This window comes from Paenibacillus abyssi (genome assembly GCF_014640295.1).
GTDB lineage: Bacteria > Bacillota > Bacilli > Paenibacillales > Paenibacillaceae > Paenibacillus_D > Paenibacillus_D abyssi.
In genome coordinates this window covers 93,059-113,064 of the sequence record NZ_BMGR01000011.1, presented here as the reverse complement: position 1 = coordinate 113,064, position 20,006 = coordinate 93,059, and the positions used below count along the sequence as shown (strand labels likewise).

The following is a 20,006-nucleotide window of genomic DNA, read 5'->3' as shown; positions in this document are numbered from 1 at the left end:
GTGCTTTTATTGAATGATTATTAATTCATATCAATGCCGAAATAAGTACGTAATGCTTCATTATACTCCTCTTGCGTTTCGGGAGTAAAAACGTTGGACCCTTCCGCTGTAAAAATGCGGAATTCCTTGCCGGCAATCGTGTTACGTCCGTCCTTCGTGCGCAGTGCGACCATGGCATCACGGTTGAAAATAGAGTCAGGCGCGTTCTCACACCAGTAGGTAGCCATTATGTAGTCTTTAGGCAGTTGAGGTTCCTCCGTAAAGGAGTATAATCGCCTCCATTCTCCGTGACTTAGCTCGCACAGCAACCATCCGAAATAAGGATCGCGTTCCATACGATAACACTCATCGCCCTGCCGATGTTCAAGCTTCTCTGCCATTTTAATCGGCCGACGCGGTACGATTCCACCGACACCGACATCACAGAGGTAGAAAATATCGCCCACTTTGACTTTCAGTACATGATGGCGGCGTTTTGGAGGAAGATTCGGTTCATCACGCCAGAAGCGGGCCATATAATCCGAGACGGAATACCCAAGCTCCCGCAGCAGCCATCCGAAAAGCGCATTAAGCTCGAAGCAATAGCCGCCGCGGCGCCGGACGACGATTTTCTCGAGGAGGACATCAATCTCCAGTGACAATGGAATACGCTGCAGGATATCCAGGTTTTCATACGGCACGGTATGGAGATGACACTCTTGCAGCTCGGCAAGGGTCGCGGCACTGCCGTCGATCGGCCCGTCATATCCTATGCGGTCCAAGTAAGCAAGAACTTCCGGTTTCAACTGACTACGATAATGGTTCATCATATCGATCCCTTTCCCATAGAATAACCAACTGGCATGATTAAGATAAGGATTTTAGTCTATTTATTTATATTAATTCGCGAGCTATTATCATTTACCTTTTTTAATCTGCATTACCACCTTTATTAATATTGTTTTTCTTCCGCTAAAGAAGGGTATTAATGTAGTAAGGCAACCTACCATACTATAGAGGAGGAATACACGATGAGAAAAATGCTGTGGACTGCAATTAGCATGGGAGCTGCATATCTAATGAGAAACAAAAAAGCCCGCGACAAATTGTTTACTCAGGTCCGTTCGTTTACTAAATCCAGACAAAGATAACAAGAAGAGAACCTCCATGGCCGGAGGTTCTCTTCTTGTTTCTTTATCCTATTCAGCTTAATCCATATTCCTTCCACTCTTTCATTCCATCTGAAACCAGTAATTTCCTCGCCTCTTCCAGATCCACGTTTGTCAGCAAATCCAAAATAGACAGATTCGCTATAAAATCTCCCTTCCCTTGAGGATAAACCGGGCTTTTCCATTCTTGTACATATATTGACAGTTTCCGGCTCCGGAAGTCTTGTAGATTCAAATAGTTCTGGTACCCTTCCTTTCCGCACACATAGTGCGTTCCTCTCAGCTGAAGCGTAATCTCTGCCATGCGTTCGGATGCCTTGACGCTGCCGGCCAGGCCGGAAGAGCTCATCACAACCCCCTGCCACCCAAACTTTCGCAGCATGTCCAGCGTAAATTGCTCGCAGAACAACCGGAAATCCGCGCCGTTCCAACGATGATGGTTGAAATAGGATGCGGTTAGCGCTCGAATACGTTCAAAATAGGGTCTTTTACCGTATGCATGCTCCATCGTCTTTTGTGCCTTGGCTATCCATTTCAAGTCATACGAGATAACTGCATCCTTGATATTGACTCGATTACCTCCGAATACCGGTACGACAATGGTATGCTTGCGGCCGTTTAGCTTCACTGCAAAGCAGGTTTGTCCGACTCTTCGATTCAACTGGACATCATCCAGCATGACCCATACGTCACTGTTCAAAATCCGGTTAAAGTAGTGAAGCCGCGGAAAAACATTGGGTTGGTAGATACATATTTTTTTCACCAATCGGATCGCTTCCTCTCCCCCACCTCTTATTTTTGAATAAAAATCAGGACGTAACGAACGCCATATTCATCTTCGAAATGTTCATCGAATAGCTGTACGTTCTTTCTGCCCAATCCCTCAAAGAATCGCGACATGAACGCCTTGTCGGCGATCCGGGCACCGAGCAGCCTTGCGAAGGGCATTGATAATCTATGATCTTCTCGAATGATCGCCGTAATCGTTTTATACTGCCGCATATTCTTCCATTCCAGATAAGCCTTAATCATCAGCTTTCTGCCTATTTTCCTTCCAGCGTACAGCGGATGCACCGCAACGCGGTGTACATGATTCATCTCCGGGTACGGAGTAGAGCAGATCAAAAAAGCAATAAGCTTATCCCCTTTAACCACAGCCCAACTTGTCTCGAATTTACCCGGGATATCAAGCAAGAACTGACTCTCATCCCATTTTTCAGTTGAATACAAACGACCTCTCTTCTCATAGACGAGCTGCTCCACTTCAATGAGATCGGATAAATAATAGAGTGTGGCATCCCGATCCAATCGAATAACGGTTAATCCATTTCCTAACATATTAACCTCACCTCCAATCCGTCTTATGATGTTTTCAAAACCTCATGATAGACCTCCAATACTTGCCTCATCATATGATCAAGTGAGAGATATTTCCTTCCCCACTCCTTCGTTTCTCTGCTAAGTCGTTGCTGCAAATCGGGGTGATCCAGCAGTTTCTTTAACTGATTGCAAAGCTCATTGCTGTCACCTGGTGGAAATAGAAGCCCGGTTTTTTCATCCATGACCATCTCTGTAATGCCGCCGACCCGTGAGGCGACAATCGATTTCCCGGCGATCTGCGCTTCTGCCAATGAATACGGATAATTATCCTGAATACTCGGAATGACAAAAATATGAGTTTGCTTCAATAAAGCAGGAATATCTTCGCGCCTACCCAAAAATTTGACCGATTCGCCAAGCTTAAGCTGCTCATGCTGCTTCTTTAGCGCTCTTTCTGTTTTGCCGTTACCTGCAATCCAACATACCCAGCCTTTTCGCTGCTTCTTCAGCTTAGCCAGTGCATCCAACAAACAATGTTGTCCCTTTGATTCTACCAACCGGCCGGTGCAGATGATAATCTTCTCGTTTGACGGACTCTTCAAGTCGGTTTTTTGGTTCATTTGCGCTTGAAAGGATGGGATATCAATGCCATTATGGATCACCTTCATATTTCCCGTCGGTATGCCGCATTTTTTATAAATTTCCAAAAGCCAATTCGACGGGACAATAATCCGGTCACACTGTCTGATGACATCTGATTCAAAGGCGGATATGAGCTTCCAACCCGCCGTTTCGGGGCTTATCAACCCATAATAATAATACTCAGCCGTCACGCAACCGTGCACGGTAATAACAAGCGGAACTAGACTAGGCTTGAAATGCTTTAATACCCTGGCAGAAATAATATCCTGGGCATGAATAACCTCATATTGCTTAAGATCCAACGATTGAATGGCATCCAAAAAATTCATTGTATTTTCCTGCATTTTCTCAATGTGTGCTTGCAGCAGCTTGCTTCCCATTCCATTTGACACGAATGACGACAGACCATTGGTACCTTTTTTTTTAATTTTCATAGGTATACGCCGGTTCTCTCTTGTAATATAGTAATGATCATTGTACCTGCCCAAAATATCCACTTGATGCCCTTGCTGCTTAAGCCCTTTAGCCAGATGTTCCATATAGACGCCTAAACCGCCTCTGGGGGGATAGGAAAAGATGGTAGCAATCAATACTCTCATAATAGTCTCCCTCCTTTTCGATTCAAGAATGTGTTATATCGTATGCTGCAGTTGATAGCTTTGAAAGGTATAAAGAACCCCTCTCTACCAATTTTTAGCTAAAATTTAGCAATACTTTTCTAAGCGATCATATATAATAAATTTATTCAATGAGAGGATGACGACTCGTAAATGAAAGATACAATCGACATGATCATGCTTATTATGCACATCATTTCAGGCTATCTTGCGCTGGGCATAGGAATTGCGGCTATGCTTGCCCCCAAAAAGCGGGGACGGCACACCACATCGGGCAGTATATACTTCTGGCTGGTAACGGTGGTTTGCGCTTCTGCCATTGTCATGTCCATTATGAATTGGGAGGTAAGCAGCTACCTGTTCTATGTGGCAATCTTTAGTTATGTATTTGCACTTTTTGGATACATAGCATATAAGATGAAATGGAAGAATTGGATGGTATCCCACATCGCGGGAATGGGCGGATCATATATTGCTATCGTAACGGGATTTATTGTCGTAAATCAGAGCAACGCTCCCTTTTTGGCTGAAGTCCCTTCGCTGGTATTGTGGCTGCTGCCGACCATTGTCGGCACACCAATTCTTAGAATGGTGGGCAATAAATATGATACAAGAATGAAAAAGAGGCATCCCTAAGTCATTATCGACTTTTGGGATTGCCTCATTATTTGCGATGACCATTATCTATAGAGCCACACCTTTAACAACGAAAACGATTGGTCCGAAAGGATCGGCTTGTCCATCAGCCAACTTATCGATAATCGAAGAAATGCTATGAACGCCATTAGCCATGCCTTTTAGAATCCAGCCCAGAAAAACAAGTCCGACTATCAGGCCGGATGTGATTGATTGACAAACCTAAAGGTCTGCGGGCAACATCCGTTCAACATTATTTCGAATATTTCGATTTTATTTTTTCTAACAAATTCAAAGCACCTACAAATAACACAAACAATATGAACAACGGTACCGTTTTCTCAAAATGAGAAAGGTTCAGAAGCGGTGCTGCAACTGCCACTATCCCGACAATAAGAATTCCGATCAATGAAAATCTCCAGCCCTTAAACATGCACTTCATCCCTTCAAAGTCCAGATTAATTCGATCCTGGATATTTGACTTTTCTTTTCTTAATATAACGGTAAAGTTTTATCATCAGAATTAACCAAACTCCGCTAATCAAATATGCTCCTGCAATGTCACTGGGATAATGTACACCCAAGTAAACCCTGCTAATTCCAATAAGCACAATCATGAGGGAACTGAATCCGAGAAGAAGGCTTTTTGCCCGCTTACTCTGAATACGCCGCCAAAACAAATAGGATACAATACCATAAAAAGTAAATGCGTTCATGGAATGCCCGCTGGGAAAGCTATATCCGGTCTCTGTTATAAGGGTATGAAGATCCGGCCTTTCCCGTTGAAAATATAATTTAAGCAAAATATTTAAAAGGGCCGAACCGATTACGGTAACCAAGAAAAACAGCGCTTCAGTACGGCGCTTATACAGGTTAATCAGGAGAAGCGCTGCAATTCCCGAGAAGACAGTAACGATCTGGCCTGACCCAATAAAAGAAAGCAGCTTCATGAACCCGGTCCAAAACGGAGCTTCTTGCTGTTGGATGCTCTGAATGATCCATCCGTCGATCACACCAACGGCATCCAGCTGGAATGTCATAGCAATTGCACAAAATCCGATAAAGCTAAACAATCCTATCAGCGTAAGCCGTGTTATCCTTCTTTCTTTGTCTATCGGCATTGCTTCTCTAACAGGTACGTTCTGTGCCACTTACATCACCCCTAAACAAAATGAAAATATTCAATTGTTCTTCGTTACCCGATAAAGACATAAAAAAATCAAAAATACTGCCGCCATGACATGGCGACAGTACCCGGATTCCTCTACGCTTCCCAAAAAGCCTGTGCCAGCAATTCATAAGAACGAAGCCGCTTCCGGTAATCCTGGATCATCGTGACAATGATAAATTCATCAACGCCGTATAGAAGCGACAACTGTTCCAGGCGCGACTTTATCTGCTTCGGCGTACCGACAAGAAATTTGCGGTCCGAGAGCTCGGATCGTTCTTCTGCGGCAGCTTCCGAATGAGACAAGTCAGCGCTGGTTGACGCTAGACGCTTGGCCTCTTCTTCGGTGTCTGCACACACCACGCCTATGGCGACGATGACGTGCGGCGATGGGCAAAGTGCCGAGGCATTGAATGCTTCACTGTAAGCGGGCAAAATCTCCTCTGCGCCTACATCACTCATGAATTGCCCGAAAACATAACCTGTCCCAAATTCCGCGGCATACGCCGCGCTTTTGCGATTCGTGCCCAGCATCCAGAGCTGGGGCGTTACAGGGGGAGCTGGCCGGGCGGATACCGGTTCTCCTTCCCATTCATAATTCCCTTGCAGCAATGCGGTTACCCCTCGCAATGATTCCGGCAGCTGCCGGATGTTTTCCAGAAAGTTACCGCTTAGTGCCATGCTCACATGAGCCGAGCCGCCCGGGGCACGGCCAATGCCGAGATCAACGCGCCCCGGATACAGGGTGGCGAGCATATGATACGACTCTACCACCTTAAGCGGTTTATAATGAGGCAGCAAGAGAGCGCCGGAGCCGATCCGGATACGCTGCGTCCGCGCTCCCACATGCGCCAGCAGCACCTCCGGCGATGTGCATGCCAAGCCTGGCATATCATGATGCTCGGCAACCCAATAACGGTTGTAGCCGAGCCGTTCAGCAGTTTGGGCCAGCTCTACAGCATGCCCTAAGGCGATGGTATCCTCCACGCCGTTTATGACAGGAACCAAGTCCAATACGCTTAGTTTCATAGATGGTTCGATCTTGACCCCTCCTGTATAGTCGGCCGCTCTCATATGTCTTAAGACTGACTCCAAGTAATGAGTTAACCATACCAAAAATACGAGCTTTCCTCAAATAGCATAAGGGACAGTATCGAACTGTCCCCCTTTGTTGATCGTCTAGTCTTGTGATACGGCCGCTTTCTTGCGCAGCGGCGGCAGCTGCAAATACGTAACCGTACGCCATGCCCATTCCAGCGGTCCCAGGTTGTAATGGCGAAGCCATAACAGGCTCCACCCGGCCTGCAGCATGAACAGCAGCAGCGCATAGTTGAGGTTGGCCCACAGCGGCCACGAGCCCGCATCATGCCAGACAAGATTAAAGAGCAGCATCGTGATGAGGGTCTGGGTCAAGTAATTGGTGTAAGCCATTTGTCCGCAAGCCGCAAAGCTGTTGAAGCGCAACGCTCCGAACACACGGATAAGCCGCAGCAGCGTACATAAATAGAATATTGCCATTGTCTTACCGGTTAAAAACGTATAATGATATACATATCGGGAATAGTATTCCGAACCGGAAAGGTATTGATTCACCATCGGTATGAACAACAAGATCGATAGGAATATTGAGCCCCACTGCAATCGTCGCAGAATCGTATCCGAAAGACCTTTACTCGTAAACCATCCTCTCTTGCCTGCGTAAAGGCCCAATAGAAATAAGCCTAAAATCTCCGGACCTATCCATAATAAGTTCAAGCTGCTGTAGTTTAATAAGTAGCCGGCACGCTCTTCCCACTCCGGTATACCATGAAAGATCGGTTCATTAAGCGCTTCTGGAGCAACCATAAGCGCAAGCAAACTTGATGTTACAACAATGAGCACGGAAAAACTAAGTAGACTCAAACTCCAGATTAGAATGGCCTTCCCGGTTCTTTTATAGAACAGCAGCAGGAAAAAACCTAATATAGCATATGTGTGAAGAATATCCCCGAACCAAAACAGTACACCATGAGCCACTCCAATAACGAGCAGCAGCAGCAGCAGCAGCCTTCTGCTCATTGCCCGCTTGGCGCTTAAGCCGCGCCGCTCTGCGCTTTGCATAAACAGATAAAAGCTGATCCCGAACAAAAAGGCAAACAACGTATAAAACTTGGTCTGTACGAACATATCATACAGCAGCCGTATGAATGCATCGGAACCGGTAAACACGGACTGAAAAGCAAGGCCTTTGCCAAACATCTCCGGTACATTGACCAAGCAAATGCCCAGTAAGGCAAACCCCCTTAGAATATCTACCTCCCTTATTCGCTCCTTGTGATCCATTTGCAAATCATTCATGTGTGGTTTCCCCTGTCGATTCGTTCCTAAAATAATGAAACATTCCTGTAATTCTTTCGGATTTGAATAATAAATTTTCATGAATTAAGCTTTATTAGCTTGTTTACGATTGGTAATGTAAATACCGGCAAGGATTAAGGCTGCACCTATTACATGATACAAACGGATCGACTCTCCAGTAAAGCTTGTTGCAAAAATAGCACTGAACAGAGGAATCAGATTAAGAAATCCGGCGCAGCGTTGTGGGCCGATTAATTCGATCGCCCGATTCCACGATAGAAATGCGACAATGGATGCAAAAATTCCAATATACATTACACCCAGCACAAGCGGCGGGGTCCAATCCATCTCTGGGGAATCAATGATCAACTCAATCGCAGATAGAGGAAGAAGCAGCAGTAAAGCTACTACTACCTGTACGAGCAAAAATGGACTGGCGGGGAACATCCCTGCCATCCTTTTCATCCCGACTGAATATAAAGACCAACAGAAAATAGCGAGCAGCATCCAAAGATCGCCTTTGTTAAAGGAGAGACTCAATAAGGCATCCAGGCTGCCATTGCCGATAATCCAAAGAACACCTGCCATGGAAACCAAGATGCCTGGAATCGCCGACCAAGCGATGCGTTCTTTGATCATCAGCCAAGTAAGGATAACAACCATAATCGGGGTGGCCGAATTCATCAGCGAGGCATTAATGGAACCTGTATATTGGACGGCAATATATGTTAACGTATTAAAGCCTGCCACGCCCGTTACAGAAAGGAATAGGATCATTTTCCAATGCCGGAGAAAATCAGCCCCCAGACGCCAACCCTCCTTCCCGAAAAAAGGAAGCAGACATACAAAGGCGATGCTCCATCTTAATGCAGCAAGCGTCAACGGCGGTATGTGCGTTACAAGCGCCTTCCCTGCCACAAAATTGCCGCCCCAGATACAAGCGGCTAACACAAGCAATATGTAAGGCGAATTTCGAATCACTGGACAACAAGCTCCTTTTCAACCATTTCATTACCGCATCATCAAACAAAGTATATCCTGTTAAGTAAAGATATTGAACCATTTTGTTTTGAACAGTTAGGTTCGGCTTACTGCAATCGAAAGCCGGTCTTCGCGATGAAGGCCGGCTTTTTCACTGGGGAGATGAGGTATCATGAAGTCTCTGCCATAAATAATTCATATAGATCCTCCACGCGGCACCCGATCGTATCCGCAATGGATATGGCTGTCTTAAGGGGCATGACCCGTTTGTTTTCCATATAATCGGTTAGGCGCTCCGGTTTATAAAATAACAACTTAGCAAGTTCTTCAACGGTCTTGCCGGATTCGAGCAGCCGTTCGTTAAGCAAGCACCTTCCAAGCTCTATTTTCATCCTGTATTAGACCTCCTCATGAGGAATATTGTATGAAATTATAGCAATAATAATCATGTGAATTTATCCCTGTAAAAGGAGTGGACTTATGTCAGATCACAAACCGAAGGGACATGTTGAATTCAGTCAATCTCGTGTGAAGCTTGTCGCAGACATGCCTGGAGATGAGGAGCTGCGGGAAAATTTAGATGAAATGATCCATAGTGACGGATATCCCGGAAGCTGTGCAGTGTTCAATTCTCAAAAAAAGGATGATAAGTAACATCAAGAGGCTGTGCGCAGCTGAAACAAAATCCGTCCGCGTCCGTGGTGCTTCTCGCTCCGCGGCTTCGCCGCGTCAAAAATGCTTTACAAGTGAGCTAACAAGCGGGGTGATTCAGGAAATTAACAAGGATTTGAGGCGCAGACCCAGTTGCTTGAAGCAGGCTCTCCTGGAAAACCTCCGGCTAATTTATCCTTTAAGGCTTCCTGAAGTAGTAGAGATGGAAATCCTCACGCTAAATTTTATCGGTTGAGCTCATCTTATCGCTCAAGCGCCGAATTAGAAGGAGGAATTCCAGTTTGATGGGTCAATTCGTACGTCTGCAAATAAATTTAACGGGAGGAATTCCCGCTAGTTTGACCCCTCACGATTACAAACCATTATAAGGCTCGTCTGCCCATACCTAAATCGGATGAGTCAGCTATTTTCTTTATGAAGACGAAATTCAAGAAAACAAAGCCGTCCTGCGTAGTTAAAAACTACTTTTGGGACGGCCCCATCGTATTATTATTTTCATTTTCCTTACATTGTCAGCTGCAGCTACTTTTTCGAAGCAAGCCAGGCCGCGAGCTCGTGTATCTCTTCGTCCGTGAGCACTGTTTTAAAAGGAGGCATTCCACCGCGTCCGTTCGAAATATAACCTGCTATTTGCTCCTCATTCAACGAACTTCCGATCTTCTGCAGATTTGGACCCCTTTGCCCTTGAAGATCCGCTCCGTGACAGGTCATGCAGTTTTGTTTATAGATTTTTTGTGCTGCGGCAAATTGCCCGGTTTCCACTGCATCCGTTCCGGTCTGCGGCTCAGATTTATCAGTGCTGGCTCCGCATCCTGACAGCAGCATTGCTGCTGTCATCACAATTGCTGCTTTCTGTTTCATATGGTTCAACATAAACACGACACCCCTTTATAAGGTTTGTCTTTATCTTACCCAATTCATTTGTTATTAATATAACAAAATGAATACGATTACGGGCGCCAAGCTTTTTAATTTCATCCCGGATCGCCCGGGTGATCTCTAAAATTCAATACCTAAGACCGCAGGAACGCCTTCATTGTAATAATGCTTAATGACTTGAACTTCAGACACCAAGTCTGCTTTATCCGTGATCTCTTGTTTTGCACCACGCCCGGTTAAAACAAGGTGAAGATGGTTCGGCTTGCGATCGATAACCTCCAGCACTTCATTCAACGGCAAAACATCATCAACAGGGAACTTCTCGATCGCTAAAGCATTATTGATCTCATCCAGGATGACCACATCCCAATCGCCGTTCAATACTTCTTCTTTGGCAATCGCCCAGGCCTCTTGAAGTGCCGTGCGATGCTCTTCAGGCGTTTTTGTCCAGGTGAAGCCAATCCCCAACTGGCGCATCTCGACGCCTAACTTGCGCAGGGCAATCTGCTCGCCATAGGTGCGCTGCGGGGATTTGATAAATTGAAGAATTAATACCTTATAGCCCCTTCCGACCGCCCGTACAGCCAAACCGATGGATGCCGTCGTTTTCCCTTTTCCGTCGCCCGTATATACAAGCGTATAACCCTTCCGGTTCGCTCTTCGATCCTTCTGTTCCACGATCGGCACCTCTTCTCTTCGAATGATTTACTTCTATAACCGGGTGACTAACCGGGTGACTAACCGGGTGACTAATCGTCCGATACTTAAAACTACGAATTTTCTCTAGCAAGACGCACGTTGCGATATTCGCTGCATTTTTCAATCCATCGTGACGCCGATTCCGGGTTGGAGGAGAAGTGTACATGCGTGTATCCGGCCAGTACATTGCCGCTGCAGTAGCCTTCTTTTTTTATGCCGCGCAATCCCTTTGTCTCGTAAGCATAAGGATAGGTATCTTCGTTATCCGCGGTAAGCGACGAATAATGAAACTCATGTCCCCGGATGATAGAATCACTAGGTAACAGCAGGCCATCCCGGATCGCCCTAGCCTCCCGGTACCCAAGAGCTGCAAGCTTCGGTTGCATTTCCACCTTCGCCGGTATGATTCCCGCCATCTCAAATGTCTGTCCGGAACGGTCCTTGATTGAACGGCACAAATACATATAGCCACCGCATTCTGCGTAAACCGGCATCCCTTCCAGAACGAGCGCACGCAGGTCTTCCTTTAAGCGAATGTTATTTGCCAGGGTGGATGCATACTCCTCTGGAAACCCTCCGCCGATATAGATGCCATCGGTACCCGCTGGGACAGTATCCCCGGCCAGCGGGCTGAAGGTTATTATGTTTGCACCTAAACCTTTCAGCAGCTCCAGGTTCTCCTCATAGTAAAAATTGAAAGCCGCATCGCGTGCAACTGCAATCGTAGGTCCCGATAATTCTCTGGAAACAAATAACCGCTCCACCGGTAATGGTGCAGAAGGCGTATCATTTGCGATGGCTAGGATACGGTCCAGATCAACGGTGGCTTCCACGCGCTCAGCGGCATGGTCAAACAACGGGTTCAATTCTCCCCTCTCAATCGCAGGCACAAGCCCAAGATGACGTTCAGGGATCTCCAAAGAATCATCGCGGCCCAGCCATCCGACAACGGGAATGCCGCATTCTTGCTCTATGGCGGATTTTACGATCCGGTAATGGCCTTCACTGCCGCATTTGTTGACGATAACACCTGCGATGCGAACATGTTCATCGAGCTTTTGATAACCTAATACGACAGCAGCGCTGCTGCGGGCCATGCTCTGAACGTTAACGACCAGAATGACGGGACAATCGAGCAGTGTGGCGATATGCGCGGTTGAACCTGCGTTGCTTAGAGGGTCTTTGCCATCATAGAGGCCCATCACCCCTTCGATCACCGATACATCCGCTCCGTCAGAGCCGCGCTGGAATACTTCCAGCATCGCATCGTGGGGCATCATCCACGTATCGAGGTTTCGCGATACCCGTCCTGTGACCGCACTGTGATAAGTTGGATCGATGTAATCCGGGCCGCATTTAAATCCCTGGACGTTCAACCCTCTCTTTCCCATTGCACGCATGATGCCGATCGTGACGGTTGTCTTCCCTGCGCCGCTGCTGGTTCCCGCGATGGCAATACGCGGCCGCTGGTTATTCATACCGCTGCCTCCCCGTCATTTCCGGCATCGTTATCAAACCGAACGCGCGTGACGGATATTGTGCAGTTGCCGCTCTTCTTTTTCTCGAGCAGCCAATCAGCTGCACCGGAGGAGAGCAGCGCTGCCGGCTCGCTTACGCCGTACGCGCCTGTATATCGATAGACCGTCTCTGACGGATTTTTAAGCGGGATGGTATTCAATTGCTCCGGTGTATAGGTTATGAGCTCCCAGCCGTATTTTGTACATACGTCTATCAATCCCTGCTCATCTTTTTTCAGATCAATGGTTGCGATATTGCGTACGCTTTTGACGGATAAACGAAGCTCAGTGAGCGTATCCAAGATGAAGGCTTCAATCTCATCCGCCGCTGTGCCCCGATTGCATCCGATCCCAAGAACAAGGCTTTTGGGGCGGTAGAGCACGCCATTGCGAAGCAGTGCCGCTTCCTCGTCAGCCTCTAATAGCCGATCCGCGATGACGAGTGCAGCGTCATAATCCGTATTCATCGCTTCGGCTGCGGATCCGTATACCTTGATATGCGAAGGAAGAGGCTTGTCATACATCCACCAGTTGGACTCCCCTGTCTCCTGCACGACAGCCACACGCTCCTCATTCACAACCGACGCACTGACCGGCGTCGCTTTTTCAAAGCTCTCAATGACCCAGCCGAATGCGCGGCCGAACATATCCACGGGAATCGTCTGCTGCACATCCGATGCGGTTGTGATAACCGGACGTGCACCGATGGCCGAAGCTACCTCCCGTGTCAATTCATTGGCGCCTCCGAGATGTCCGGACAATACGCTGATGACATGTTCGCCGCGATCATCGATAACAATAACTGCCGGATCTTTCTTTTTATCTTCCAAGATCGGTGCGATCATCCGTACAACGGCCCCTAAGGAAATAAAAAGAATGATGCCTTTGTACGCCTTAAACAGATCCGGCAGTATGAGCTTCACCGAGCCTTCAAAAAGGCGATAATCCTTAACCGCTTCATCCCCGCGCGCGAACTTGCTCATGTAATACAAATCCGCAGCCGGAAAGGTCTCCGCCAGGCTCCGTGCCATCTCCACCCCATGCTTCGTTATGGCTACGGCAGCAAACGGTTTATTCACCGGCCTTCACTCCCTTTCGATACCCGTGTGTGAATGCTTTATCATACAGCTTGGAGCGGTACGCGTCCCGCTGCGTAATCGTCGGATCCAGCGCCCATCCGGTCAAGATCATGGCATGCATCCGGATACCCGCTTTTCGCAAGTCCTCATCCAAATGTTTCAAGGTGGTACGGACGATCTTTTGGTCCGGCCAGGTTGCCCGCTGCACGACGGCAACAGGCGTTTCTTCGGACCACCCGGCTTCGAGAAATTCCCTGACAACCTTTTTAGCTAAAGTTGCACTTAAGAACAGCGCAACCGTACAGTGATGGGATGCCAGATCTTTAAGCTTCTCGCGCTCCGGCACCGGCGTCCGTCCTTCGGCTCGCGTCAGGATCACGGTCTGTGTCAGATCGGGAACGGTTAGCTCCGCGCCAATAACTGCTGCCGCTGCAAATACGGAACTTACACCCGGTATTATTTCATAGGTTACACCGTTTTGTTTCAGCAGAACCAGCTGCTCCAGCACAGCGCCATACATCGCAGGGTCGCCGGTGTGGACTCTCGCAACACTTTTACCAGCCTTAACCGCTTGCACCATGACCTCAACCATCTGTTCCAGATCCATGCCGGAACTCTGCATCACCTGTGTATGCTCTCCCGCTTGGGCGATCAAATCATCATTAACAAGAGAATCGGTATAGAGCACCAGATCCGCTTGTTTCAATATATTTAACCCTTTAACGGTAATCAGCTCGGGATCCCCGGGTCCGGCACCAACGATATAAACTTTCGGTTCCAATACTTTCATTTTCTCACCGCCATCAACGTCAAATATTCAAGCTCTTGGCCCTTTAATGCGCGAACGTCGCGCCAGATCGTCTCATACGGGGAAGTCGCTTTCGTAATGACGGAGGCTTTACCGGCCAGATCAAGCTCTTCTAGCAGATCAACCATCATATCGATTACTTTTGCAACTTTAATGAAAATCACCGTATCATGCTCTTCAATTGCTTTCTTCATCGCCGCGCGATTGTCGGTTGCCGGTATGATCGCAACCTGCTCATCGCCGTCCGCAAGCGTTATGCCAAGCTGTGCGGCCGCTCCGAGTACGGACGAGATGCCTGGTACCGTGCGGACCGGCACTTCAGGATGCAGCTCGTTCATGAGACGGGCCATATGAATAAAGGTGCTGTACAGATTCGGGTCGCCTTCAGTTACGAATGCGATATCCCGGCCCTCTTTCAGGTGCTCCCAGCATAAAGCCACCGTCTTGTTCCATTCTTTCTCCAGTACGGCCGGATCTTTGGTCATCGGAAAGATAAGGCCAAGCATCTCTTTCTCGGCCGGATCCACATAAAGCTCAACGATCTCAAGCGCATACGACTTGCCGCCCATCCGCTTCTTGGGATAAGCGATGACCGGACATTCTTTCATCATGCGAAACGCCCTTACGGTAATCAGCTCGGGATCCCCTGGCCCTACGCCGATGCCGTGCAGCGTTCCTATCTTCACAGTAGTTGTCACTAATTTGTTCTCCTCCCCGGTGCTCTCTCATTTTACAAATAGATATATTGCTAGGCTTTGAAGCCGGTTATAATATAGATTGGGTTCAGCCCTTCGAATCTTGTCATATCCAGGATTGGTTTGCTTCGCGATACTTGAACGAGCGTCACACGCGTCTCGTAGCCTTCTTCCTTCAGGGCACGGCAGCTATCCGAGAGCGTCTCGATCGTCGCCGCGTTGATGACGATGCGGCCTGCAGGCTGCAGCCGCCTGCAGCAGATCCGAATCAGTTCACGAAGCTCTCCGCCGCTTCCTCCGATAAAGACCGCATCCGGGTCAGGCCATTCTTCGAGGCCTTCAGGCGCTTTACCGTGCCTGATCGTGAAATCCGTCCGGAATTTGATGCGGTTCTGCTGTACGTTCTCAAGATCGCCTTCATTTTTCTCGATCGCAAACACTTGTCCGTTCGGGGCGAGCCGGGTACACTCAACGGCCACGGAACCCGAACCCGCGCCAATGTCCCATACAACGCTGCGCGGGTGAAGATTTAATTCGGAGAGACTAAGAACGCGAACCTCTTTCTTCGTAATAAGTCCCTTCTCCGGTTTACGCTGATGGAACTCCTCGTCTTCAAAGCCGAATCCGCTTCGCTTCACATACACTGCCTCTTCACGCTGCCGTAGGATGATCACATTTAAAGGAGAAAAGACGGTATCCGCCATCGCCTCCAAGGAATAAAAACCGCAGCGCTCCTGATCGCTCCCTAAATTCTCCGCCACGAACGCTTCGTATTCTGTCATACCGAATTGCAGCAGGTACGCTGCGATCGCAGAGGGTGTATTCGTATCATCCGTAAGCAGCGCCACCTTCGGCCTGCCGTCAATGCGCTGTGCCAGCCCTTGCAGCGGCCTTCCATGCACACTCTCTAATGCGGCGTCCTGCCAGCTATCGCCCATCCGCGCAAATGCAAGCTGCAATGAGCTCAGGTTAGGATAAATATCGACCGCATCACGGCCAAGCTTTTTGGCGATATAACCAGCGATGCCATAGAACATCGGATCGCCTGATGCAAGCACGACGATACGCTTATCGGCACGCAGCTTTCCTAGCTGTGCTGCCGTTTCCGCTAAACCGCCCTTTATGACAATCAAATCCCCATGGAACTCCGGAAAAAATGCAAGATGCCTCTCTCCCCCGGCCAACACATCCGCATCCTTTACCAAAGCCAAACATGCAGCAGCAAGACCGGCTGCCCCTTCGTCGCCAATACCAATAATAGAAATTCGATTACCCAACGATTTCCGCCCTCCCCAATACGTCGCCTTTCATCGTTACCAATACCGTCTCCACACGAATCCCGCCCCCGACATGGTCGACAGCATGCTGCGATGCGTAACGGCATAATCGTTCAAAATAAGTATGCAATCCGGCTTCAGCCGCCAGATCGGCCGCCTGCGATGCCGTATTTGCTTCCAAGATCGATTGTCTTACCGATTCCGCTCCTCCGGCTTCCTCCGCCACATCGGCTAGAAACTGAAAATCAACCGGCGCACTCTTGGAATGCACCATCATCACGCCTTGCGCCACCTTCGAGAATTTCCCCATCATGCCCACCAGGCTAACCCTCTCAGCGCCCAGCCGTTTTGCATGCTGCAAAGAAAACCCAACAAAATCGCCCATCTGCACGAACGCCTCTTCAGACAGCTCCGGAAGCAGCTTCATCGCGTATTTCTCGCTGCTGCCCCCGGTTGTAAGCACGATATGTTTGCAGCCGGAGGCCTTGGCCACCTGAATCGCTTGAATGACGCTCGCCTTATAGGCTGCCGTAGAGAATGGCACGACAATGCCTCGGGTTCCGAGAATCGAGATGCCGCCTATAATCCCAAGCCGTGAATTGAGTGTTTTCTTGGCGATCTCCTCGCCATCAGGAACTGAAATGACAACACGGACGCCGCGATCCACCGCATATTCGTCTAATACCTCCTGCACCGCACGCAATATCATCCGCCTCGGCACAGGATTGATCGCCGCTTCCCCGACCTGGACGGGCAGTCCGGGCTTGGTTACCCTGCCTACGCCGACTCCTCCGTCCAGATCAATTCCGCTTTCGTCCCTCCAAGTGACCGTTGCAACGATTTTCGCCTTGTGCGTAGCATCAGGATCGTCTCCGCCATCCTTGATCGTCGCACACTGCGCCATATCGCGCGTCAGTTCGCACTCGATCAAATCAAAGGTATGAAAAAAACCGGCAGGAAGCCATATTTCCGAATGCTCAAGCTTTTGCTGCGTGATGAGCATCGTTACGGCAGCCTTGGCCGTTGCAGTTGCACATGCACCGGTGGTATATCCATGGCGAAGCGGTTTGTTTTCCGTATCGACAACGTCGCTCATGCTGTCATCTCCTATTCGTTATTCCTGGTTGGCCGCCATAATGGAAAGTGCGTTGATGGCTGAAACAACGATCGTGCTGCCGCCCTTGCGGCCGATGTTCGTAATAAACGGGATATCCAGCTTTCTCAGCTCATCCTTCGATTCCGCCGCCGACACGAACCCGACAGGCATCCCGATCACGAGACCAGGTTTTGCCTGACCTTCCTTCACAAGACGGATTAACTCAAGCAGTGCAGTCGGTGCGTTACCTATCGCATAAATGCCGCCTTCCACTTCACGAATCGCTTTGCGCATGGAGATAATCGCTCTCGTCGTGTTAAGGCGCTTCGCTTCTTCCATTACATCCGGATCAGAGATATATACCTTGAGGCCGCCGCCGAACCGCTCCAATCTTTCCTTGCTCACGCCGGCTTGAATCATTTGCACATCCGCTACGACGCTTTTCCCTGCACGAATCGCTTTAATGCCCGCCTGAATGGCGTCGGGGTGAAAGACTAAGCTTCGCCCCAGCTCGAAATCGGCGGAAGCATGAATGATCCGCTGTACGATCGGATACTGCTCCGGCGTAAACGGATGCTCCCCCAGCTCTTCGGTAATGATCTCAAAGCTTTTCCCTTCAATTTCTTGCGGTTGTACAGTTAACGGTTTAAATTCTGTTTTGAAATCCATCCATATACCCCTCTCTTAATAAAGAAGCTCTTTGAGCCGGCCCATTACACCGTCAAAATCGGTAAACACATCGCCGAATTCCAGCTCCGGGCGAGAAATGAGAATGACATCGATATCCATCTCCAACGCTGCGTTTACTTTCTCGTCAACGGCGCCGATCTTCCCGCTTTCTTTCGTAATCATCACGGTCGTGCCGAACTGCCGATACAGCGCTTCATTCATCTCGCGCGTAAACGGCCCCTGCAAGGCAATGATGTTCTTTTGTTCTACACCAAGCTGTTCACACAGCTCCATATTATCTTTACGCGGCAGCATTCTTGCGACGAGCCGGGTCGCCGGATCACCGACTAGATGTTTGGCGAAAATAGGCAGCGTCTTGCTTCCTGTCGTCAGCATGACCGAGCCTTTACGTTCCTTGGCTTCAAGTGCGGCTTCCTCATAAGAGGAAACGACTGTCAGCTTCGGATGATCGTCGTACACCAAGGATGCGCGTTCAAACCGTATGTAAGGCAGACCGGCTTCCTGCGCCGCTTTCATGGCATTTTTATGCGCCTCTTCAGCAAAAGGATGGCTTGCGTCAACCACGGCTTTGCAAGACATTTCATGCAGTAATGCCGCCATCTCTTCAGCCGTCAACCGGCCGGTTCGAACTGTGATGTCGGCTTCCTGCAGGCTTTTTGCCGCATTGTCCGTAACGACCGAAGCAAGCAGCGGGTAACCTGACTTTTGCATCCGAACCGCCAGCTCCCGCGCATCGCTTGTCCCGCATAACATAAATATCACAGTTTCACCTCCTGATTTCTCTTCGGGCTGACGTGATCATGGCCGTGATGTTCATGATCATGGTCATGGTCATGGTCATCATGAGTGTGATGCTGCTCAGAATGGTTATGTCCGTGATCATGATGTTCATGGTGATCATGATCGTGATGGTGATGATGGTGGGCATCTGCTGCCTCCAACCGGTATTTACACATATCGCAATTCATCAAAGCACGGCCTTCCAGCGCCTCATCCACACGGTCCAGCAGCAGCTGCACCAGGCTCGGATGAAAACCGAAATAACCGGCCAGCTCCACGTTAATATCCGGATGTGCCTCCGCAAACTCTGCGGTCATGATTTCAATGCGTTTAATTAACACGCCGGTAAATAAAAAATAAGGCAGCACATATATATTTTTCGCGCCAAGCAGCTTGCAGCGCTCCAGCCCTTCTGAATAAGAAGGCTCCGTGACACCGATAAAGCTGCTCTCCACCCATTTGACGGGCAGCTGTTCCCACAAAAGGCGCGCCATTTTAAGAAAATTACTGTTAGCATCCGCATCGCTGCTTCCTCTGCCAAGGAGCAGCACTGCCGTATCAGGATTGCGTTCGCTTGCCTGCATATTATCGCTGTATCCCGCTTCCGTCAAGCGGGATGTTAAAATGTCCAGCACCTTCTGGTGAATGCCAATGGGCTGACCGTAAGCAAAGATGACGTGAGGATATTTTGCCTTGGCGCGATCGATCTCTAGCGGAATATGAATTTTTGAATGGCCTGCCGCAAATAAAATGATCGGAATCAGCACAATACGCGTAGCGCCGGCTTCAACGCAGTGTGCGATTCCTTGCGGGATATTCGGGCTAGCCAACTCCAAAAAGCAGGTCTCCACCCATTTCCCATTCGCATGAGCCTTTACCGACTCCGCAAAACGGAGCATCTCTTCGTTTCCTTCCTGATCCCGGCTGCCATGGCCGATTAACAATATCGCTTCCATACTAACTCC

The 20,006-nt window shown here is 48.8% G+C and carries 22 protein-coding genes; 2 read left to right on the top strand and 20 right to left on the bottom strand.

The window, feature by feature from the left end:
- Window positions 1-20: 20 nt before the first annotated feature.
- From IEW11_RS16880 to IEW11_RS16865, 4 genes are all read right to left on the bottom strand, one after another.
- Window positions 21-809, bottom strand: coding sequence for an arylamine N-acetyltransferase family protein (locus tag IEW11_RS16880; RefSeq protein WP_373289337.1), 789 nt, complete (start codon window positions 807-809; stop codon window positions 21-23).
- 373 nt (window positions 810-1,182) lie between these two features.
- Window positions 1,183-1,911, bottom strand: a complete 729-nt coding sequence (locus IEW11_RS16875; protein WP_188532239.1) for a WbqC family protein — start codon at window positions 1,909-1,911, stop codon at window positions 1,183-1,185.
- A gap of 29 nt (window positions 1,912-1,940) precedes the next feature.
- Window positions 1,941-2,486 carry a GNAT family N-acetyltransferase gene (locus tag IEW11_RS16870; RefSeq protein ID WP_188532238.1) on the bottom strand — a complete coding sequence of 182 codons (546 nt, stop codon included), beginning with the start codon at window positions 2,484-2,486 and terminating at the stop codon, window positions 1,941-1,943.
- Window positions 2,487-2,509: 23 nt separating this feature from the next.
- Window positions 2,510-3,709, bottom strand: a complete 1,200-nt coding sequence (locus IEW11_RS16865; RefSeq protein ID WP_188532237.1) for a glycosyltransferase family 4 protein — start codon at window positions 3,707-3,709, stop codon at window positions 2,510-2,512.
- A gap of 171 nt (window positions 3,710-3,880) precedes the next feature.
- Between IEW11_RS16865 and IEW11_RS16860 the strand changes: the two genes are divergently transcribed.
- Window positions 3,881-4,363 (top strand): DUF2306 domain-containing protein, encoded by a 483-nt coding sequence (locus IEW11_RS16860; protein ID WP_229725372.1) that lies wholly within the window; start codon window positions 3,881-3,883, stop codon window positions 4,361-4,363.
- A 458-nt stretch (window positions 4,364-4,821) separates the two neighbouring features.
- Here the strand turns inward: IEW11_RS16860 and IEW11_RS16855 are convergent, their stop codons facing one another.
- From IEW11_RS16855 to IEW11_RS16835, 5 genes are all read right to left on the bottom strand, one after another.
- A complete protein-coding gene (locus tag IEW11_RS16855; protein ID WP_188532236.1) occupies window positions 4,822-5,514 on the bottom strand; it encodes a phosphatase PAP2 family protein in 693 nt (230 codons plus the stop codon).
- 113 nt (window positions 5,515-5,627) lie between these two features.
- Window positions 5,628-6,560, bottom strand: coding sequence for an LLM class flavin-dependent oxidoreductase (locus tag IEW11_RS16850; RefSeq protein ID WP_188532329.1), 933 nt, complete (start codon window positions 6,558-6,560; stop codon window positions 5,628-5,630).
- A gap of 150 nt (window positions 6,561-6,710) precedes the next feature.
- Window positions 6,711-7,868 (bottom strand): DUF418 domain-containing protein, encoded by a 1,158-nt coding sequence (locus IEW11_RS16845; RefSeq protein ID WP_229725370.1) that lies wholly within the window; start codon window positions 7,866-7,868, stop codon window positions 6,711-6,713.
- Between the two features lie 84 nt (window positions 7,869-7,952).
- Entirely contained in the window at window positions 7,953-8,849 is an 897-nt protein-coding gene (locus IEW11_RS16840) for a DMT family transporter (protein ID WP_188532235.1), read from the bottom strand.
- A gap of 170 nt (window positions 8,850-9,019) precedes the next feature.
- Entirely contained in the window at window positions 9,020-9,241 is a 222-nt protein-coding gene (locus tag IEW11_RS16835) for a helix-turn-helix domain-containing protein (protein ID WP_188532234.1), read from the bottom strand.
- Between the two features lie 88 nt (window positions 9,242-9,329).
- On the opposite strand from IEW11_RS16835, the gene IEW11_RS16830 reads away from it, so the two are divergent.
- Window positions 9,330-9,503 (top strand): hypothetical protein, encoded by a 174-nt coding sequence (locus IEW11_RS16830; RefSeq protein ID WP_188532233.1) that lies wholly within the window; start codon window positions 9,330-9,332, stop codon window positions 9,501-9,503.
- Window positions 9,504-10,043: 540 nt separating this feature from the next.
- Here IEW11_RS16830 and IEW11_RS16825 read toward each other — a convergent pair.
- The 11 genes from IEW11_RS16825 to IEW11_RS16775 form a co-directional block, all read right to left on the bottom strand.
- The gene (locus IEW11_RS16825) at window positions 10,044-10,394 is read right to left on the bottom strand and encodes a c-type cytochrome (RefSeq protein WP_188532232.1); all 351 of its coding nucleotides are present in this window, start codon (window positions 10,392-10,394) and stop codon (window positions 10,044-10,046) included.
- 126 nt (window positions 10,395-10,520) lie between these two features.
- Window positions 10,521-11,078 (bottom strand): cob(I)yrinic acid a,c-diamide adenosyltransferase, encoded by a 558-nt coding sequence (cobO, locus tag IEW11_RS16820; protein WP_188532231.1) that lies wholly within the window; start codon window positions 11,076-11,078, stop codon window positions 10,521-10,523.
- A 92-nt stretch (window positions 11,079-11,170) separates the two neighbouring features.
- Window positions 11,171-12,577 (bottom strand): cobyrinic acid a,c-diamide synthase CobB, encoded by a 1,407-nt coding sequence (locus tag IEW11_RS16815; protein WP_188532230.1) that lies wholly within the window; start codon window positions 12,575-12,577, stop codon window positions 11,171-11,173.
- Window positions 12,574-13,695 (bottom strand): cobalt-precorrin 5A hydrolase, encoded by a 1,122-nt coding sequence (locus tag IEW11_RS16810; protein ID WP_188532229.1) that lies wholly within the window; start codon window positions 13,693-13,695, stop codon window positions 12,574-12,576. Before IEW11_RS16810 ends, IEW11_RS16815 begins: the two co-directional genes overlap by 4 nt.
- Window positions 13,688-14,485 carry a precorrin-4 C(11)-methyltransferase gene (gene cobM, locus IEW11_RS16805; RefSeq protein WP_188532228.1) on the bottom strand — a complete coding sequence of 266 codons (798 nt, stop codon included), beginning with the start codon at window positions 14,483-14,485 and terminating at the stop codon, window positions 13,688-13,690. The genes IEW11_RS16810 and cobM overlap by 8 nt, the downstream gene beginning before the upstream one ends.
- Complete coding sequence (gene cobI, locus IEW11_RS16800) at window positions 14,482-15,201, bottom strand: precorrin-2 C(20)-methyltransferase (protein ID WP_229725368.1); 720 nt, start codon at window positions 15,199-15,201, stop codon at window positions 14,482-14,484. Before cobI ends, cobM begins: the two co-directional genes overlap by 4 nt.
- A gap of 50 nt (window positions 15,202-15,251) precedes the next feature.
- Window positions 15,252-16,475 (bottom strand): precorrin-6y C5,15-methyltransferase (decarboxylating) subunit CbiE, encoded by a 1,224-nt coding sequence (gene cbiE, locus IEW11_RS16795; protein ID WP_188532227.1) that lies wholly within the window; start codon window positions 16,473-16,475, stop codon window positions 15,252-15,254.
- On the bottom strand, window positions 16,468-17,571 hold the full coding sequence (locus IEW11_RS16790) for a cobalt-precorrin-5B (C(1))-methyltransferase (protein ID WP_188532226.1): 1,104 nt from the start codon (window positions 17,569-17,571) through the stop codon (window positions 16,468-16,470). Before IEW11_RS16790 ends, cbiE begins: the two co-directional genes overlap by 8 nt.
- Before the next feature lie 18 nt (window positions 17,572-17,589).
- The gene (locus IEW11_RS16785; protein ID WP_188532225.1) at window positions 17,590-18,240 is read right to left on the bottom strand and encodes a precorrin-8X methylmutase; all 651 of its coding nucleotides are present in this window, start codon (window positions 18,238-18,240) and stop codon (window positions 17,590-17,592) included.
- A gap of 15 nt (window positions 18,241-18,255) precedes the next feature.
- Window positions 18,256-19,023 (bottom strand): precorrin-6A reductase, encoded by a 768-nt coding sequence (cobK, locus tag IEW11_RS16780; RefSeq protein ID WP_188532224.1) that lies wholly within the window; start codon window positions 19,021-19,023, stop codon window positions 18,256-18,258.
- A complete protein-coding gene (locus IEW11_RS16775) occupies window positions 19,020-19,997 on the bottom strand; it encodes a sirohydrochlorin chelatase (protein ID WP_188532223.1) in 978 nt (325 codons plus the stop codon). The genes cobK and IEW11_RS16775 overlap by 4 nt, the downstream gene beginning before the upstream one ends.
- Between the last annotated feature and the right edge of the window lie 9 nt (window positions 19,998-20,006).

Bases quoted from the DNA above. Each gene is read 5' to 3' on its own strand.
- IEW11_RS16860 (WP_229725372.1), top strand. From the start codon at position 3,881: ATGAAAGATACAATCGACATGATCATGCTTATTATGCACATCATTTCA.
- IEW11_RS16785 (WP_188532225.1), bottom strand. From the start codon at position 18,240: ATGGATTTCAAAACAGAATTTAAACCGTTAACTGTACAACCGCAAGAA.
- IEW11_RS16775 (WP_188532223.1), bottom strand. From the start codon at position 19,997: ATGGAAGCGATATTGTTAATCGGCCATGGCAGCCGGGATCAGGAAGGA.
- IEW11_RS16845 (WP_229725370.1), bottom strand. From the start codon at position 7,868: ATGAATGATTTGCAAATGGATCACAAGGAGCGAATAAGGGAGGTAGAT.
- IEW11_RS16790 (WP_188532226.1), bottom strand. From the start codon at position 17,571: ATGAGCGACGTTGTCGATACGGAAAACAAACCGCTTCGCCATGGATAT.
- IEW11_RS16835 (WP_188532234.1), bottom strand. From the start codon at position 9,241: ATGAAAATAGAGCTTGGAAGGTGCTTGCTTAACGAACGGCTGCTCGAA.
- IEW11_RS16880 (WP_373289337.1), bottom strand. From the start codon at position 809: ATGATGAACCATTATCGTAGTCAGTTGAAACCGGAAGTTCTTGCTTAC.
- IEW11_RS16865 (WP_188532237.1), bottom strand. From the start codon at position 3,709: ATGAGAGTATTGATTGCTACCATCTTTTCCTATCCCCCCAGAGGCGGT.
- cobM (WP_188532228.1), bottom strand. From the start codon at position 14,485: ATGAAAGTATTGGAACCGAAAGTTTATATCGTTGGTGCCGGACCCGGG.
- IEW11_RS16825 (WP_188532232.1), bottom strand. From the start codon at position 10,394: ATGTTGAACCATATGAAACAGAAAGCAGCAATTGTGATGACAGCAGCA.
- IEW11_RS16850 (WP_188532329.1), bottom strand. From the start codon at position 6,560: ATGAAACTAAGCGTATTGGACTTGGTTCCTGTCATAAACGGCGTGGAG.
- IEW11_RS16815 (WP_188532230.1), bottom strand. From the start codon at position 12,577: ATGAATAACCAGCGGCCGCGTATTGCCATCGCGGGAACCAGCAGCGGC.
- IEW11_RS16830 (WP_188532233.1), top strand. From the start codon at position 9,330: ATGTCAGATCACAAACCGAAGGGACATGTTGAATTCAGTCAATCTCGT.
- IEW11_RS16870 (WP_188532238.1), bottom strand. From the start codon at position 2,486: ATGTTAGGAAATGGATTAACCGTTATTCGATTGGATCGGGATGCCACA.